The sequence below is a fragment of the Bradyrhizobium sp. DOA1 genome (genome assembly GCF_001593325.1).
Classification (GTDB): Bacteria; Pseudomonadota; Alphaproteobacteria; order Rhizobiales; family Xanthobacteraceae; genus Bradyrhizobium.
Map to the genome: position 1 here is coordinate 1,368,318 of NZ_JXJM01000001.1, position 15,465 is coordinate 1,383,782.

Here is a 15,465-nt window from a genome sequence, read left to right on the forward strand (position 1 = left end):
GAGCCTGGCTTGGCGGTGACGCGCTGCGCGGCCGCGACGCGGCCACCGATCGGCGTGCGCAAGGTGACGAGGCGGGAATTCAGCACGGCCTCAACGCTCGAATTTTCCCAGATCGCTCGCAGCGGCAGCCAGCCGAACACGGCGACGATGGCGAGCCCGATTGCGACCTTGGCGCCGCGCCGCAGATGCGGCCAGCGGCGCTCCGGTTCTTGCCCGCTCTGCGTCTTGGCAGCATGGCCGGACTCGTCATTGGCGAAGAGGTGCTCGTGCAGGGAGTCCTGCAAACCCTTCGCATCAGTTTTGGCGTCGTGAGGGGAGGGCGCAGACGAGGGGTCGACGGAAGCGGCGCTCGAGCGGTCTACCATGGCGGTCACCTTGCTGACGGGAGGCCAACGGAACCGGTCAATGCACAAGTCCAATGCAGCGTGCCCGGTTACCGCGAGTTATGCGGAGATTGCGCTTTCCAGGTTGCTAAGCCTACGCGTGTGTTTTTGTGTAAATCTCGGTCAAGCTTTAGTGGCGGCGGAAAGGCTGGCTGCGCCGCTGGCCTCTGCGGCTCCACGACGCACGAACCTTGCAGCCAGCGGCCGCATTCATACTTCGAATGTGCCGGCCGGAGGTTCGCCCGCGGCCGCCCCAGGAGACGGCCATGAACTATTTTCGTACCGCAATGCTGCTCGCAGGCCTCACCGCCCTGTTCATGGGCGTGGGCTATCTGATCGGCGGTGCCTCGGGCGCCATGATCGCGCTCGTCATTGCCGCCGCGACCAACCTCTTCACCTACTGGAACTCCGACCGCATGGTGCTGTCGATGTACGGCGCCCATCAGGTCGACCGTGCCAGCGCGCCCGAGCTGGTCGGCCTCGTCGCTGAGCTTGCCGGCCGCGCAGGCCTGCCGATGCCGCGCGTGTTCGTGATGGACGAGATCCAGCCCAACGCGTTCGCGACCGGCCGCAACCCGCAGAACGCCGCGGTTGCCGTCACCACCGGGTTGATGAACCAGCTCAGCCGCGAGGAGCTTGCCGGCGTGATCGCGCACGAGCTCGCGCACATCAAGAATCACGACACGCTGCTGATGACGATCACCGCGACCATCGCCGGCGCCATCTCGATGCTGGCCCAGTTCGGCATGTTCTTCGGCGGCAATCGCGAGAACAACAATGGTCTCGGCATCGTCGGCTCGATCCTGATGATGATCCTCGCCCCGCTCGGCGCCATGCTGGTGCAGATGGCGATCAGCCGCACCCGCGAATATGCCGCCGACAATCTCGGCGCGCGCATCGCGGGACAGCCGATGTGGCTGGCTTCCGCGCTGGTGAAGATCGAGGCTGCCGCGCATCAGGTGCCGAACTACGAGGCCGAGCGGAATCCCGCGACCGCGCACATGTTCATCATCAATCCCCTGTCGGGCCACGGCGTGGACAATCTGTTCGCGACCCATCCCTCGACCCAGAACCGCATCGCCGCGCTCCAGCAGCTCGCGGCCGAGCTCGGCGCGCAAGCCGCGCCGTCGGTCGGCGCCAATGAGAACTATCCGCCGCGCAGCCCGTGGGGACGCTCCTCACGCGGCCCTTCGCGTGGTCCTTGGGGCTGATGCGGAACCGGCGGGAATAAGCGCCCGGCTTTGTGACTTGGCGCACATTGGATCGCCGGAGGCGGTGTTAACACCTCGGCGAGACCATTTCTTCGAAAGGGGATGGGTGGCCGGCCCGGCGCCGGCCGCCGTCGAAGATGACCAGAGCCGTCGTGTCATTGCTGATCGTCCTGTGCGTCCTCATCGGGCTGTCCACGCACATGGTCGTCAATTGCGGCGACGAGGACGATCCCGACATCTGCTCGGCCGTGATCGGCTTCTCGCCGCTGCGCGGTTCGCTGATCGCCTTCGCCTATGAGGGGCGCGCGCGGATCGCCCTGCGCCGCGGTGACTTCAAACGTGCGATCGCCGATTTGGACGAGGCCATCCATCTCAATCCGAACCGCGGCACGCTCTATCGCGACCGGGCGCTGGCGCGCCGGCAGAACGGCGATCTGGAGCTTGCGGTTGCGGATTACGACGAGGCGATCGCGCATGATCCCAAGCGCGCCACGTCCTATCACCAGCGCGGGCTCGCGCTCGCCGCCATGGGCGATCTCGATCGCGCCATCCTGAGCTACAACACGGCGATCCGCCTCGATCCTTCGGATGCACAGGCCCGCCTCGACCGCGGCCTTGCATTCCTCGCCCGCGGCCAGACCGACGACGCCCGCGCCGATTTCGAGGCCGCGCTGACGCTGCCCCTGGCGAAGGACAGCCGCGCGCATGAGACCGCCCGCGCAAAACTCGCCGAGCTCACCAGCGGCGAGCCGACCCGGCTCGCCGCGCCGAGAAGGTGAGAGGGCTGTCTCCGCGAGTCCGGAATCGTAGGGTCGGCAAAGGCGCGTTTGCGCCGTGCCCACCATCCATCCAAACACTGCAACAGGAGTGGTGGGCACGCTGCGCTTTGCCCACTACGAAAGCTACTTCTTGGCTTTCGCCTTCTTCGCCTTGGCGGGCTTCTTCGCCGGCTTCTCGTCCTTTGCCTTTTTCTCCGGCTTGGTCGCGACCGGCGTGCTGGCGGCAAGGCGCATGGCGCGGGCGTAGCTGTCGGCGACGTTGTCGGCGGACATCTGCAGACGCTTGGCGGCCGCGGTGGCCTGCTCCAGCGTGGCCTTGGCCATCATCTTAAAGCGGTCGCTGGCTTCCTTGCCCTTGGCCTTGGCCGCAAGGCCATTGAAGCGATCCCGCCGCTCCTTCGCGCGGGTCATCAGGCCCGTATGCAGCTGTCTGGCCAGTTGCCGGATCACGACATCCAGGTCGGCGTCCGCCATGTTGTTCTATCCCCTTCGAAAACGGTATCGATGCGGGCGGGACTATGCAGATCGGGCCCCACCTTGGCAATTGCCGGCTGGGCGTCATCCGCAGCTTCCGGCCCGGCAAACAAAAAAGCCGCGCATGTTGCGCGGCTTTCTTTTGGTCTGGCGCAGCGGATGCGGCGCCTGCCTCACTTCAGCGAGGCGACGGGCCCGCTTGCCGGCGCCGGGTCGGGGTCGAAGCCGAACACGCCGACCAAATATTTGTAATAGTCCGGCATCTTCTCCTTCAGCGCCTCGCGCGACTTCGGATCGTGGAATTCGCTTTTCCCAGCCAGGAAGATGCTCGCGGTCACGGCAAAGAACTCCATGGGATTCTTCATCGTATAGGATTCCTTGGGCAGCAGCTCCTTGGATTTGGCTAGGGCAAAATAGCCGATCACGCCCTTGTTGGCGTACCCGTCCGGCAACAGCCGCGCGTGATAGGCGTGCAGGAGCTCGTGCAGCAGCACCGCCTCCTTCTCGTAGCGCATCATGTCCGGCCGCAGCATGATCACGCCGAGGCCCGAATCGACCGCGAGGTCGATGGCATTGGGATTGGTCCAGCGCTGCTTGTTCGGGTCCCAGACCGTCAGCGTCCGCGGTGCGCTGCGCTGGATGTCGGGCGTGACGCGGCCGTAGCACGCGGTCGCGGCGCCTTCGTCCAGGCAGGCGAGCTCGCTCGCGACGATCGGAACGGTGCGGAAGAAGCGCAGCACGCGCGGCGACAGGCCTGCGCTTTCGACGACGTCGATCTGGGCCTTCAGATTGTTGGTGAGCTTGTCGACATCCTTGCGCTCGGAATTCTCCGACAGGTCGAACATGTAGCCGCGATAGCTCTGGAAGCCCGCTGGCAGCGGCTGCGCGGCCTCCGTGGACGCATCGAGCGAGCCGGCAATGGATGGATTGGCGAAGAGCGCGCCGACGACGGTCGCTGTGAGCAGCAACGCAATGCGCATGATGAACCCCCTGATCTCACCTCGCCCGGCAGGATAGGCCACCGTCGTTTGCGAAACGTGAGTGGGGCAAGACTAAGGCACCGATATTGAGGCGTGCTTAATCCTCGCTTGCAGTCCGCAGCGGCGAATTAGTGCGGGGTTAACCAAGCGTGGATCGGCGGCGTGCTTCGGCGTAACATTCGCTGCGGGCACCAGGCCCGAAAGTCCAGATAGCCGGTAGGAGGATGCCATGTATGCCGCCATCCGTCAGGCCAAGGCGAAAAGCGGGAGCGCGGAAGAGCTGGCGCGCCGCATCAAGGACGGCGCCGTTCCGATCATCAGCGATGTCGACGGTTTCCGCGCCTACTACGTCGTCTATGCCGGCGATGACACCGTGACTGCGATCTCGATCTTCGACAAGTTCGAGCAGGCGGAGGAGGCGAACCGGCGCGCGATCGCCTGGATCGAGAAGGAGCTCGCGCCGCTGCTCGCCGGGCATGCGAGTGCGGCGGCCGGGCCGGTGATCGTGCATACGCTGGCGTAAGCGTTGGACGGGCCGCTCAAGCCGCACTCTCAACTGTCATCGCCCGCGAAGGCGGGCGATCCAGTACTCCGCGGCGGTTGTGATAGAGCCGAGACGCCGCGGCGTACTGGATGCCCCGCCTTCGCGGGGCATGACAGCAGAGTGCGTGGCGGGCACCTTCGCTAAACGGCGGAGCAGGCGCCCCACAACTCCGCCTCACAACTCCCGCGCATTCGAGAACGCGAAGCTCGACACCCGCCGCGTCGTCTCGTCCAAAATCAGCGTGCGCGTGATCGGCGGCTCGGCGCGCTGGGCGCAGTTTTCCCGCTCGCAGAGGCGGCAGTTGACGCCGATCGGCGTGCCCTCGGTCTTCTCGAGGTCGATGCCTACGGCGTAGGTCAGGCGCGCGGCATGACGGATCTCGCAGCCGAGACCGATGGCAAAGCGCGGCTGCGGCAGCGGATGCGGCGCGATGGGACGGCGCACCATCTGTGCGATCGAGAAATAGCGCGTGCCGTCCGGCAATTCGATCACCTGCTTGAGTAGGCGGTCCGGCGTGTCGAAGGTTGAATGCACGTTCCATAAGGGGCAGGTGCCGCCGAATTTCGAGAACGGGAAGGTGCCGGAGGAGAAACGCTTAGAGACGTTGCCGGCATTGTCGACGCGCAGGAGGAAGAACGGGATGCCGCGTGCGTTCGGCCTTTGCAGGGTGGTGAGGCGATGGCAGACCTGCTCGAAGCCCGAATTGAAGCGCTGCGCCAGCACGTGGATATCGTAGTTCAGCGCTTCGGCTGCGGCGAGGAAGGCCGGATAAGGCATCATCACGGCGGCCGCAAAGTAATTCCCGAGCGTGATGCGGAACAGCCGGCGCGGCGCATCGTCCAGCGGTCCGGCGCGCCCGATGATGGTCTCCAGGGCTTGCGCGCATTCGCCGAGGCCGAGCTGGAAGGCGAGCTGGAACGCGCGGCCGGGCGGGTCGACCAGCTCCGAGATCAGGAGCTGGCGGCGGTGGCGGTCGAAGCGGCGGAGCGTCTCGCGCATCACGTCGACGGGCATGATGCGGGTCTGGATCGAATGCTTTTCGCGCAAGCGTGCGGCAAGCGCTGCATAGAGCCCCTCGGCGGGCACGTTCAGCTCGTCGCGCAGATTTTCCGCGGCCTGCTCCAGCTCCGGGAAATAGTTGCGGTTGGCCTCAATCAGCTCGCGCACGCGCTCGACCGGATTGGCCTCATAACGCGTGCCGACATCGCGGTCGGCCATCTGCGCCGCTGCCAGCGTCTCGCCCTGCCGCGCCTCGGTATAGGCGGCATAGAGCCGTTGCAGCGCATGGGTGACGCCGGGGCAGAGCTCGGCGAGATCGCGCAGTTCCTGTTTGGGAACGTCGATCTGGCGGAAAAGGGGGTCGGAGAAGATCTCGTTCAGCTCGGCGAAGAAGCGGTCTTCGTCGGCGGTGGCGAGGTCGCGCAGGTCGAGGTCGTAGGTCTCGGCCAGCCGCAGCAGGATCTGTGCCGTCACCGGACGCTGGTTGCGCTCGATCAGGTTGACGTAGCTGGGCGAGATCGACAGCCCCTCCGCGATCTGGGTCTGTGAGAGCCCCAATTGCTGCCGGATCCTCCGGAAGCGCGGGCCGACGAAGAGTTTCTTCCCGGACTCGGCGGCCATGACTCACATCTCCATAAAGGACAGTCTTGCTGACCTATACTTTACAAGATTTACAAAATAACATCTATTACATTTTCCGATGTTACATGACATCACCAATAATAACAAGGCATCTGTACGAAGTTTCCGTTTTCGCGTTTAGCTCCTGACACGCATTTCGCAATGCATTGTCAAGAATGTCGATGGCCGCCATCGCCATCGTCAGCGAAAGGATCAGGCTCATGAACTACCAGCCCCGCGGCATCAGCACCCTCCAGGGTCCGTCCTCGTATCAGGACGAGATCAAGGCGGCCCAGGCGCTCCTCGAGACCCAGCCGACCTGGAACGGCGTGTCGGCCGAAGCCGTCGCGCGCATGCGCCTGCAGAACCGCTTCAAGACCGGCCTCGACGTCGCCCGCTACACCGCGGCGCTGATGCGCGCCGACATGGCCGCCTATGACAAGGATCCGACCAAGTACACCCAGTCGCTGGGCTGCTGGCACGGCTTCATCGCCCAGCAGAAGCTGATCTCGGTCAAGAAGCACTTCGGCAAGACCGATCGTACCTACCTCTATCTGTCCGGCTGGATGATCGCGGCGTTGCGTTCCGAGTTCGGCCCGCTGCCCGACCAGTCGATGCACGAGAAGACCTCGGTGCCGGCGCTGATCGAGGAGCTCTACACCTTCCTGCGTCAGGCGGACTCGCGCGAGCTCAACGACATTTTCCGTCTCCTCGACAAGGCGCGCAAGGAAGGCGACAAGACCCGCGAGAAGGAGCTGATCGAGAAGATCGACAACTTCCAGACCCATGTCGTGCCCGTCATCGCAGACATCGATGCCGGCTTCGGCAACGCCGAGGCGACCTATCTGCTCGCCAAGAAGATGATCGAGGCGGGCGCCTGCGCGCTCCAGATCGAGAACCAGGTCTCGGACGAGAAGCAGTGCGGCCACCAGGACGGCAAGGTCACCGTGCCGCATGACGTCTTCCTCGCGAAGATTCGCGCCTGCCGCCACGCCTTCCTCGAGCTCGGCGTCGAAGACGGCATCGTCGTGACCCGCACCGACTCGCTCGGCGCCGGCCTGACGCAGCAGATCGCCGTCAGCCACAAGCCCGGCGACACCGGCGACCAGTACAACAGCTTCCTCGACTGCGAGGAAATCACCGCGGAGAACGCTCGCAACGGCGACGTCATCATCAACCGCAACGGCAAGATGATGCGCCCGAAGCGGCTGCCCTCCAACCTCTACCAGTTCCGCCCCGGCACCGGTGCAGACCGCTGCGTGCTCGATTGCATCACCTCGCTCCAGAACGGCGCCGACCTGCTCTGGATCGAGACCGAGAAGCCGCATATCGAGCAGATCGCCAGCATGGTCGACCGTATCCGCAAGGTCGTGCCGAATGCCAAGCTCGCCTACAACAACTCGCCGTCGTTCAACTGGACCCTCAACTTCCGTTGGCAGGTCTACGACGCGATGAAGGAAGCGGGCCAGGACGTCAGCAAGTACAACCGTGCCGAGCTGATGAAGGCGGAGTACGACGAGACGCCGCTGGCGCAGGAAGCCGACGAGCGCATCCGCACCTTCCAGGCGGATTCAGCCAAGCGCGCCGGCATCTTCCATCACCTGATCACGTTGCCGACCTATCACACGGCAGCACTCTCCACCGACAATCTCGCCCGCGAGTATTTCGGCGAGCAGGGCATGCTGGGCTATGTCAAGAACGTCCAGCGCGCCGAGATCCGTCAGGGCATCGCCTGCGTGAAGCACCAGAACATGGCCGGCTCCGACATTGGTGACGACCACAAGGAATACTTCGCCGGTGAAGCTGCCCTGAAGGCGGGCGGCGCCCACAACACGATGAACCAGTTCGGCTAACGGCGGATCGGACCGGTCTGGAAGCCAGGTTGGAGTCCAGGCCGGCCACGCCCCTCAACAGGAGACTGACAATGACCAAAGGCAGCAATTTCTGGGTGATCGGCGGCGAGTTCGGTTCGATGAACTTCCACAAGCTCGTGGAAGGCTCGGCCCAGGTCAAAGGTCCGTTCAAAACCCGCAAGGAAGCCGAGGACTGCTGGCGCGAGGTCTCGGAAGAGAGCCGCCACAAGGCTGGCGTCCGCTTCTCCATCGTGGAAGAGCCTTCGCGCGTCTCGGCCTAAGGGCCTCGCTGCCGACCAACTAAGAAGACGTCCAAGGACGGATGGTCCCATCCAGGCCCTGCCTGGGTGGGATCGTCTGTTTTTGGCACAGGCGAAACGTCTGTGGGCGCCGTAAGTATCTGGAATTGTGGACCCTTTGCTGGCGCTGTGGTTGCTGATAGGTTAACCGCGGTGTTTGAGCACGAGGCCGACAATGTCAGAGCCGGAAACCAGCGGGATCCATTCAAGCCAGCCGCGCCCGGTGCGGCTGCGCGATGCGTTGTTGCGCGCCCGGATTGAGGCCGCGGACCGGACCGGCGTGGTCGTCGATCTCAGGGATGCCGAGGTGGCCCGGCTCGAGATCCTCAACGACGCGCTCGATCCCCTGTTCGCGCAGGTGCCTGATACGATCGACCTGTTCGACCGCGGCATCAGCCAGGGCGATACGCCGCGACTCTGGATCGACGTCGTCGCACATATCGTGATGGGACGCGACAAGCGTATGTACCGCTTCGTCCAGGACACCCGCTTCGGCCGCATCGTGCTCGCAGAATCGCACGACACCGCCGTTATCGTTGAAGCCGTCACCGACTACGTCGCCCGCCGCATGATCGAGCGCGAGCACGCGATGGTGGTCCCGCCCGAACCGCAAGCCCCGGCCGCTCCACCGCCGCGCCGCTCGCGCGTCTGGCCGTTCGTGTTCGGCTTCGTGCTCGGTGCTGCCGCATTGTTCGGCGTTGCCGTGCTGGCGACCCTGCAGAGCTGGTGAGGTCACCTCCGTCGTCATTGCGAGGAGCCCTTGCAACGAAGCAATCCAGAATCCCTCCGCGGAGACATTTCTGGATTGCTTCGCTGCGCTCGCAATGACACCGGACTAGATCAACCGCACATGCTTGATCTGCCCGACCTGAAATCCAGCCCCCAGGCTCCGCACCGTCTGCTCGCAGCGCCAGCCGGCATTGTCCTTTTCGACTCGCAGCAGATTGTACGCAGCTGCTGGATAGCGTCCGTGCGCGAGCGCGGAGGCGGAGGGGACGCCGAGCGCGGGAATGTTGCCGTTCGGCCCTTCGAACCACATCGTCGAATGGATGTGGTCGTGGCCATGCAGGATCAACTCGACGCCGTGGCGCTTCAGGAGCGTGAGCAGGGCGGCCGCGTCCGTCATCCGCTTTTGGCGCGCTAAGGATTTCAGCGGATGGTGCACCAACAGCACGCGGAAGACGTCCTCCGCCGCGAGGCGCTCGAGGACCGATTCGAGAGATGCGAGCTGATCGCGCCCGAGCGTCCCCGTCGCCATCAGCGGCAGCGTCGGCACTGCCGTGGACAGGCTGATCAGCGCGAGCGGCCCGCGCCGGCGCACGGCGGGGAAGGCCGCAGCACCAGGCGTGTCCGCGGCGATGTAGTGCAGGAACGTCTCGCCGAAGCGATGACGCGTCGCGCTGACATAGGCGTCGTGATTGCCGGGGATCGCAGTGACACGGTCGGGCGGGCCGACGCTTTCGAGCCAGGCCAGGGCCGGCGCGAACTCGGCTTCCAGCGCCAGATTGACAAGGTCGCCGGTCACCGCGATGTGGTCGGGCGCCTGGGCCTGCATGTCGGCGACGAGGGCGTCGAGCACCTCGCGGCGCTGGTATTTATACCGGTTGCGCGTCCAGTTGACGTAGCCGAGCGCGCGCTTGCCCGCGAGCTCGATCAGCCGCGGCTTCGGCAAGGGCGGCAGATGCGGATCGGACAGATGGGCCAGCGTGAAAGAAGCCATGGCGTGCGATTGCCTCGCTATTGCTCCGCTGTAATGGCAAGGTCGCCGGGAACGCGCAAGCCTGTCCAAACAAGCCTGCCCAAACAAGTCGAGCCCGAACGCGCGAAGCCTGAAACGACGTCGAGGAAGCCTGATGGGAGAACGTCTGAGCAATGTCCGACGGAAAGCCGAGCCGCTGCTGCGGCGGCTCTTCCACGCTTATTTCCTGATCGTCCGCGGCATGACGCTCGGCGTCCGCGCCGTGGTGCTGGATGCCGAGAACCGGGTGTTCCTGGTCAGGCACAGCTACGTCTCCGGCTGGTACCTGCCGGGCGGCGGGGTCGACTTCGGCGAGACCATGGAACAGGCGCTGCGGCGCGAACTGAAGGAGGAGGGCGACATCGATTTGACCGGAGACGCCATGCTGCACGGCATCTACCTCAACAGCCACGTCTCCCGCCGCGACCACGTTGCGGTCTACGTGGTCAGGCAGTTCAGCCAGGTCGGCCTGCCCGCGCCCAACCGCGAGATCATCGAATGCGGGTTCTTCACGATCACGGCGCTGCCGGACGGCACCACGCCCGGCACGCGGCTGCGGATCGCGGAAGTCGTGGGCGGCCAGCCTCCGATTGCGACGTGGCGCTGAGGGCGGCCTGTGCTAGTAACCGGCTCGACGGGCGCTACGGAAAACCGGATGAAGATTGCCAAATTCGCCTTCGGCCTGATCTGTCTTGCGATCCTCGCCAGCAACATCGTCACGATGTCGCGCTGGAGCGAGGCGCGCGGTGTCTATGACGATATCTGCTATCGCAGGCAGGCGCATCTGTTCCAGCGTCTCGGTATCGGCGGGTTCAACACCAATACCGCGCTGGACGACGATGGATATTTCGAAGGGAAGTTGAAGGAGATCGCCTTCGACGAGTGGCAGGATCAGAGCCGCTGGCCGTGCCACAATCCCATGCCGGGCGGCAAGCTCGTCCTGCAATACCCGCCGGGCACGGGATTCCTGCTGGCGCTGTTTCCTGAAGGCCGTCAGGTGGCGCCGCTCTACATTGCCGCAAGCCTGATCGTCTGCGGCCTCGCTCTGTTTGGGATATTCATGGCGCCGACGTTGACGTCGACCGTGGGCGCAGGTCTGTTCGGTGCGCTCGCCATCTATCTCATGATCAATCCGGCAAAGGCGAGCTATTCGATTGCGCCGACCATGGCGGTTTGCGCCCTCGCGGGATTCTTGACTGCGCGGTGGCTGATCAGGGACAAGCGCAGCGTGCTGCTGTTGGCACTGATAGGCCTCCTGCTCGGCGCGTCCGTCAGTTTCAGATTGCCGAACGCGCTGCTCGTCGCCGGCTATTGCCTGTTTCTGGCCGGCGCCTTCACATGGTCGCGGACGGTTTCGAGCTTCGTGCAGGGCCTCGCCTTCGGCATCGGCGTCCTCGTCGGCATGATCCCGACATTGGTCGCCCAGGCCATCAATGCCGGCAGCCCGTTTGCCACCACCTATGGCAGCGTCGACGCGATCCCGCCGGGCTTCGACCTTGCCGTGCTCGGCCAATATCTGCGCGACATGCAATTCGTGCTGATCGTGCTGGCGATCGGTTCGACGGCCTGGCTGTTCTTCGGCGGAGAGCGAAGAGCGCGGCAAGTGGCCCTCGTCGTGGCCGGCAATCTCGCGGTCAATCTCGTCTTCTTCCTCAGCCACCCGATCTTCACGTCCTATTACATCGTGCCGATCACGATGCTGTCCCTATGGACCGTGTCATTCGCCTGGCTGATGCAGGCGGAAACGGCGCGTGAGGTGGTGGTCCCGGCTGGCCTGGAGGCGTTGCCGCGATGACCTTCGCGCCGCTTCGGATCGCCGTGTTGGTGCCCTGCTATAACGAAGAGGCGGCGGTCGCGACCGTCGTCGCTGGTTTCCGCAACGTCCTGCCCTCGGCCGAGATCTATGTCTACGACAACAATTCGCGCGATCGCACGGTGACGGTCGCGCGCGAGGCCGGCGCCATCGTGCGCAGCCAACGGCGGCAGGGCAAGGGCCACGTCGTGCGCCGCATGTTCGCCGACGTCGACGCCGACGTCTATGTCCTGGTCGACGGCGATGCCACCTACGACGGGCCGAGTGCGACGCGCATGATCGACAAGCTGCTCGACGAGCATCTCGACATGGTGGTCGGGCTCCGCATCGACCAGTCGCTGGCGGCCTACCGCCTCGGCCACCGCACCGGCAATCGCATGCTGACCGGCTTTTTGGCCTGGACCTTCGGCCGCGACTTCCAGGACATCCTGTCCGGCTACCGCGTATTCTCGCGCCGCTTCGTCAAATCCTTCCCCGTCCTGTCGGACGGTTTTGAGATCGAGACCGAGCTTGCGGTCCATGCGCTGGAATTGTCGCTGCCCGTCGCCGAGATCGAGACGCCGTATTACGCGCGTCCCGAGGGCTCGTTCTCCAAGCTCAACACCTGGCGTGACGGCCTTCGCATCCTCGGCACCATGCTCAAGCTCTATCGCGCGGAGAGGCCGCTGCGTTTCTTTGGCGCCATTGGAATTGTCCTGGCCGTGCTGTCGATCGTGCTCTCGATCCCGGTCGCGATCACCTTCATCGAGACCGGCCTCGTGCCGCGGCTGCCGACCGCCGTGCTGTCGATGGGTCTCATGATCATGGCGATGCTGTCGGTCTCGTCCGGGCTGGTGCTCGACACTGTGACGCGGGGGCGGCGGGAGATGAAGATGCTGGCCTACCTGGCCCAGCCGGCCCCGAAAAGGATCTGAACTCAGGGCCGCGCCCATGGACCTCCACATGCCCAAATGCTACTCCGCCGGATGACATGACCGATCTCTCACTCACCATCCTTCCCGAGGCCGCCGGCGACGCCCAGGCGGTCGAGCGGCTGCACGAGCGCACCTTCGGTCCAGGGCGTTTCGTGCTCAGCGCCTACAGGATTCGCGAGCACGTCGACCATTTGCTCGACCTGTCCTTCACCGCCCGCATCGGCACGTTGCTGGTCGGCTCCGTCAGGCAATTGCCAATCCTGATCGGCGACACGCCGGCGCTGCTGCTCGGGCCGCTCACGGTCGAACCGCCGTTCCGCGACCGCGGTATCGGCCGGCTGTTGATGGAACGCGCGCTGAAGGACGCCAAGGCGAAAGGACACGCCATCGTGCTCCTGGTCGGTGACGAACCCTATTACAGCCGCGTCGGCTTCAAACAGGTGCCGAAGGGCCGCGTCACCATGCCGGGGCCGGTCGATGCCGCCCGCATCCTCGTATTCGAGCTCGTCGATGGCGCCTTCGAGGGCGTGTCGGGACAGGTCGGCCCCGACTGGAGCAAGGCGCGGGCTACGACGCTGTAAATTCGAAGCGCCGCGCGTCGCCTCATCCTCCGTCATTGCGAGCGCAGCGAAGCAATCCAGAATCTTTCCATTGAGGCAGTCTGGATTGCTTCGTCGCAAGGGCTCCTCGCAATGACGGTGCAGGCCGGGGACTTTACTCCCGCCTTGAGCAGCATCAGAACTTGAAGTTCGCGAATGCCCGCACCCCGATGCCGGGCATCAGCACCTCGTCCTTGGTGTAGGACACCGAGTTGCGGATATTCTCGTTGAGCAGGTTGTTGCCGAGGAGGCCGACCAGCATCTCGCGCGCGCCGAACGGATTCGGATTGAGCTTGGTCTTGTAGCTGACCTCGGCCTTCAACAGATTGTAGCCGGCCGTCGGCGTCTCCGCGATCACAGCGACGTTGTTCTGTGCGAAGGCATGCAACAGGTTGATGCGCATGAGCCAATTGTCGTCGCGCCAGAACACGCCGCCGCCCATTCGCAAGGGGGGAATCCGCGGCACGTTGGTGCCGTCGGAGAAGGTGGCGCGGACGAAGTCGAACTGGTTCTCGATGCCCCAGATGCCGCCCTGGAACGCGCCGACGTCGAGCTGCGACTGGAATTCGCCGCCGCGGAAGTTGGCGTTCCGCTGCGAGTAGACCGCCTGGTTCAGCTCGGCGCCCGGCGTGCCGCAGGACGCAAAGTCGTCGTCGCATGACACGCCGGTAAGGCGGCGATAGATGAAATTGTCGAAATGCGTGTAGTAGACCGTTGCCTCGAAACGGAACGGTCCCGTCGCCCTGCGGACGCCGAGCTCGATCGATTTCGCGGTCTCGATGGTGAGGTTCGGATTGCCGATGTCGAACGTCGCCGTCGCGTCGTGGCCTCCGCGCGAAAACAGCTCGGCCGCCTTCGGCGCGCGCTCGACATATTGCGCGGTGATGCTGCCGACCATGCCGCCCGGTAGGTCCTGCAACAGGCCGATGCTGCCGCTCTTCGGCGTGAAGGACGGGTTGCGCGCGATCGCCGCCTGCGGCGCGCCGTTCGGCAGATAGTCAGCCGGAAAATCCGGCGTCGTGCCGTGCAGCTCGACATGCTCGATGCGGCCGGCGACCTGCGCCCGCGTCGCCTCCGTGAACTTGAACTCGTTGAAGGCGTAACCGGCAACGCGCGTGCTGTTGTTGGGGTCCCACAGGCCGTTGAACAGCGTGCCGGGATTGTCCGGGCTCGGCGCGCTCAATTCCTGATGCCCGACCTGGAAGCCCAGCGCCGTCGTGACCTCGGCGAAGCGCGCGTTGAACGGCATCAACTGCACCTCGGTGCGGATTTCCTGCTCCTTGTTGGTGAAGGTCTGGCGCACCCCGTCACTGTTGGGATCGGCGGGATCGGCAAGGCCGATCTCGTTGTGGCGATAGTCGGTCGCCCCCGCCCAGAAGCGGACCGCGTCGATCGCGGCCGCGTCGGGGTGGTACTCGCCCTTGACGTTGATCTTTGTCTGATGCGCGTCGATCCGCGTGTTGTGGTCGGCGCCGTCGATGCCGGGGATGTGGTAGAGCGAGTCGTTCTGCGTGATCGACGCGCCGATATAGCCGCCCTGAAAGAAGTAGGAGCCGCCGATCGAGGCGCCGTCCGAGCGCGTCGCCGAATTGGGCTGACGGCCATTGGCGATGTTACGCGTCTGATCGAACAGATAGGGGTAGCTCGGAATGCCGTAATCCGTGGTACTGCGGCCATAGGCGTCGGCATGGAAGGCGAAATTGCCGCCGCCGGTGTCGAGCAGCACGCCGCTTTCGACGCCGCGGTCGACCGAGCTGAAGGCCGTGCGCGTCTCGGCGGTGACGCAAGGCGAGGTCGCGGCGCTCGCGAGCGGCGCCTTGGTCGGCATGCCGTAAGTCTGGAACGACGGCGCGCAGGCAGGCATCGCGTCCGGGATCCGGTTGTTGGTGGCGCTGACGACGCCGCCGATCGAGGTCGAGCCGTAGCGCAGCGCCGCCGGCCCGCGCACCACTTCGATCTGGTTGGTGGCGAGCGGATCGATCGGAACGAAATGATCCTCGCCGAGGTCGGAGGCGCCGCCCGCATTGGTGCCGTTCTCGACGATGCCGACGCGGTTGACGTCGAGGCCGCGGATGATGGGCCGGCTGGAGGCGCCGGGCGCGAAGCTGGAGCCGGTGATGCCGGGCTTGGAGAACAGGAGATCGCCGAGCTGGCCGCCACCTTGGCGGCGGATCTCCTCGTTCGGCACCACCGTGACCGTCGCGAACTGGTTGGTCACGACGGGCAGCACGCCCTGCTGGGGCGCGGCGGGCGCCTGG

General features: G+C 65.0%; 15 protein-coding genes and 1 pseudogene. 10 read left to right on the forward strand and 6 right to left on the reverse strand.

All coding sequences use genetic code 11. The features are described 5' to 3' along the window. Positions 1 to 365, reverse strand: a pseudogene (locus SE91_RS36930) (HlyD family secretion protein); the annotation flags it as partial. Between the two features lie 284 nt (positions 366 to 649). On the opposite strand from SE91_RS36930, the gene htpX reads away from it, so the two are divergent. Further along, the gene (gene htpX / locus SE91_RS06330; protein ID WP_061851006.1) at positions 650 to 1,594 is read left to right on the forward strand and encodes a zinc metalloprotease HtpX; all 945 of its coding nucleotides are present in this window, start codon (positions 650 to 652) and stop codon (positions 1,592 to 1,594) included. A gap of 137 nt (positions 1,595 to 1,731) precedes the next feature. Further along, positions 1,732 to 2,373: a tetratricopeptide repeat protein gene (locus SE91_RS06335; protein WP_144441500.1), complete on the forward strand. Its 642-nt coding sequence runs from the start codon at positions 1,732 to 1,734 to the stop codon at positions 2,371 to 2,373. A gap of 123 nt (positions 2,374 to 2,496) precedes the next feature. On the opposite strand, the gene SE91_RS06340 is transcribed toward SE91_RS06335, so the two are convergent. Together SE91_RS06340 and SE91_RS06345 are read right to left on the reverse strand one after the other, a co-directional pair. Then, a complete protein-coding gene (locus SE91_RS06340; protein ID WP_008560975.1) occupies positions 2,497 to 2,847 on the reverse strand; it encodes a hypothetical protein in 351 nt (116 codons plus the stop codon). 173 nt (positions 2,848 to 3,020) lie between these two features. Continuing rightward, the gene (locus SE91_RS06345; RefSeq protein ID WP_061846974.1) at positions 3,021 to 3,827 is read right to left on the reverse strand and encodes a hypothetical protein; all 807 of its coding nucleotides are present in this window, start codon (positions 3,825 to 3,827) and stop codon (positions 3,021 to 3,023) included. Between the two features lie 229 nt (positions 3,828 to 4,056). Between SE91_RS06345 and SE91_RS06350 the strand changes: the two genes are divergently transcribed. Beyond that, positions 4,057 to 4,350 (forward strand): antibiotic biosynthesis monooxygenase, encoded by a 294-nt coding sequence (locus SE91_RS06350; RefSeq protein WP_008560970.1) that lies wholly within the window; start codon positions 4,057 to 4,059, stop codon positions 4,348 to 4,350. 195 nt (positions 4,351 to 4,545) lie between these two features. Here the strand turns inward: SE91_RS06350 and SE91_RS06355 are convergent, their stop codons facing one another. Further along, entirely contained in the window at positions 4,546 to 5,991 is a 1,446-nt protein-coding gene (locus SE91_RS06355; protein ID WP_061846975.1) for a helix-turn-helix domain-containing protein, read from the reverse strand. A 221-nt stretch (positions 5,992 to 6,212) separates the two neighbouring features. Here SE91_RS06355 and SE91_RS06360 point away from each other — a divergent pair, with 221 nt between their 5' ends. The 3 genes from SE91_RS06360 (at position 6,213) to SE91_RS06370 (ending at position 8,873) form a co-directional block, all read left to right on the forward strand. Continuing rightward, positions 6,213 to 7,844: an isocitrate lyase gene (locus SE91_RS06360; protein ID WP_061851007.1), complete on the forward strand. Its 1,632-nt coding sequence runs from the start codon at positions 6,213 to 6,215 to the stop codon at positions 7,842 to 7,844. 71 nt (positions 7,845 to 7,915) lie between these two features. Beyond that, positions 7,916 to 8,125, forward strand: coding sequence for a DUF4170 domain-containing protein (locus tag SE91_RS06365; protein ID WP_008560963.1), 210 nt, complete (start codon positions 7,916 to 7,918; stop codon positions 8,123 to 8,125). Between the two features lie 193 nt (positions 8,126 to 8,318). After that, complete coding sequence (locus tag SE91_RS06370; RefSeq protein WP_061846976.1) at positions 8,319 to 8,873, forward strand: hypothetical protein; 555 nt, start codon at positions 8,319 to 8,321, stop codon at positions 8,871 to 8,873. A 105-nt stretch (positions 8,874 to 8,978) separates the two neighbouring features. Here SE91_RS06370 and SE91_RS06375 read toward each other — a convergent pair whose 3' ends face one another. Continuing rightward, a complete protein-coding gene (locus tag SE91_RS06375; protein ID WP_061846977.1) occupies positions 8,979 to 9,863 on the reverse strand; it encodes a metallophosphoesterase family protein in 885 nt (294 codons plus the stop codon). A gap of 133 nt (positions 9,864 to 9,996) precedes the next feature. On the opposite strand from SE91_RS06375, the gene SE91_RS06380 reads away from it, so the two are divergent. The 4 genes from SE91_RS06380 to SE91_RS06395 are packed head-to-tail and all read left to right on the forward strand — an operon-like array spanning position 9,997 to position 13,189. Continuing rightward, a complete protein-coding gene (locus SE91_RS06380; RefSeq protein ID WP_008560953.1) occupies positions 9,997 to 10,488 on the forward strand; it encodes an NUDIX domain-containing protein in 492 nt (163 codons plus the stop codon). A 48-nt stretch (positions 10,489 to 10,536) separates the two neighbouring features. Continuing rightward, the gene (locus SE91_RS06385) at positions 10,537 to 11,676 is read left to right on the forward strand and encodes a hypothetical protein (RefSeq protein WP_061846978.1); all 1,140 of its coding nucleotides are present in this window, start codon (positions 10,537 to 10,539) and stop codon (positions 11,674 to 11,676) included. After that, entirely contained in the window at positions 11,673 to 12,608 is a 936-nt protein-coding gene (locus SE91_RS06390) for a glycosyltransferase family 2 protein (protein WP_061846979.1), read from the forward strand. Before SE91_RS06385 ends, SE91_RS06390 begins: the two co-directional genes overlap by 4 nt. 56 nt (positions 12,609 to 12,664) lie before the next feature. Further along, positions 12,665 to 13,189, forward strand: coding sequence for a GNAT family N-acetyltransferase (locus SE91_RS06395; RefSeq protein WP_061846980.1), 525 nt, complete (start codon positions 12,665 to 12,667; stop codon positions 13,187 to 13,189). Positions 13,190 to 13,343: 154 nt separating this feature from the next. Here the strand turns inward: SE91_RS06395 and SE91_RS06400 are convergent. Further along, a partial coding sequence (locus tag SE91_RS06400) for a TonB-dependent receptor (RefSeq protein ID WP_063921288.1) occupies positions 13,344 to 15,465 on the reverse strand: 2,122 nt, incomplete at its 5' end.

What these genes read in the sequence shown, in the direction of transcription:
- htpX (WP_061851006.1), top strand. Translation starts at nt 650, where the DNA reads ATGAACTATTTTCGTACCGCAATGCTGCTCGCAGGCCTCACCGCCCTG.
- SE91_RS06335 (WP_144441500.1), top strand. Translation starts at nt 1,732, where the DNA reads ATGACCAGAGCCGTCGTGTCATTGCTGATCGTCCTGTGCGTCCTCATC.
- SE91_RS06340 (WP_008560975.1), bottom strand. Translation starts at nt 2,847, where the DNA reads ATGGCGGACGCCGACCTGGATGTCGTGATCCGGCAACTGGCCAGACAG.
- SE91_RS06345 (WP_061846974.1), bottom strand. Translation starts at nt 3,827, where the DNA reads ATGCGCATTGCGTTGCTGCTCACAGCGACCGTCGTCGGCGCGCTCTTC.
- SE91_RS06350 (WP_008560970.1), top strand. Translation starts at nt 4,057, where the DNA reads ATGTATGCCGCCATCCGTCAGGCCAAGGCGAAAAGCGGGAGCGCGGAA.
- SE91_RS06355 (WP_061846975.1), bottom strand. Translation starts at nt 5,991, where the DNA reads ATGGCCGCCGAGTCCGGGAAGAAACTCTTCGTCGGCCCGCGCTTCCGG.
- SE91_RS06360 (WP_061851007.1), top strand. Translation starts at nt 6,213, where the DNA reads ATGAACTACCAGCCCCGCGGCATCAGCACCCTCCAGGGTCCGTCCTCG.
- SE91_RS06365 (WP_008560963.1), top strand. Translation starts at nt 7,916, where the DNA reads ATGACCAAAGGCAGCAATTTCTGGGTGATCGGCGGCGAGTTCGGTTCG.
- SE91_RS06370 (WP_061846976.1), top strand. Translation starts at nt 8,319, where the DNA reads ATGTCAGAGCCGGAAACCAGCGGGATCCATTCAAGCCAGCCGCGCCCG.
- SE91_RS06375 (WP_061846977.1), bottom strand. Translation starts at nt 9,863, where the DNA reads ATGGCTTCTTTCACGCTGGCCCATCTGTCCGATCCGCATCTGCCGCCC.
- SE91_RS06380 (WP_008560953.1), top strand. Translation starts at nt 9,997, where the DNA reads ATGGGAGAACGTCTGAGCAATGTCCGACGGAAAGCCGAGCCGCTGCTG.
- SE91_RS06385 (WP_061846978.1), top strand. Translation starts at nt 10,537, where the DNA reads ATGAAGATTGCCAAATTCGCCTTCGGCCTGATCTGTCTTGCGATCCTC.
- SE91_RS06390 (WP_061846979.1), top strand. Translation starts at nt 11,673, where the DNA reads ATGACCTTCGCGCCGCTTCGGATCGCCGTGTTGGTGCCCTGCTATAAC.
- SE91_RS06395 (WP_061846980.1), top strand. Translation starts at nt 12,665, where the DNA reads ATGACCGATCTCTCACTCACCATCCTTCCCGAGGCCGCCGGCGACGCC.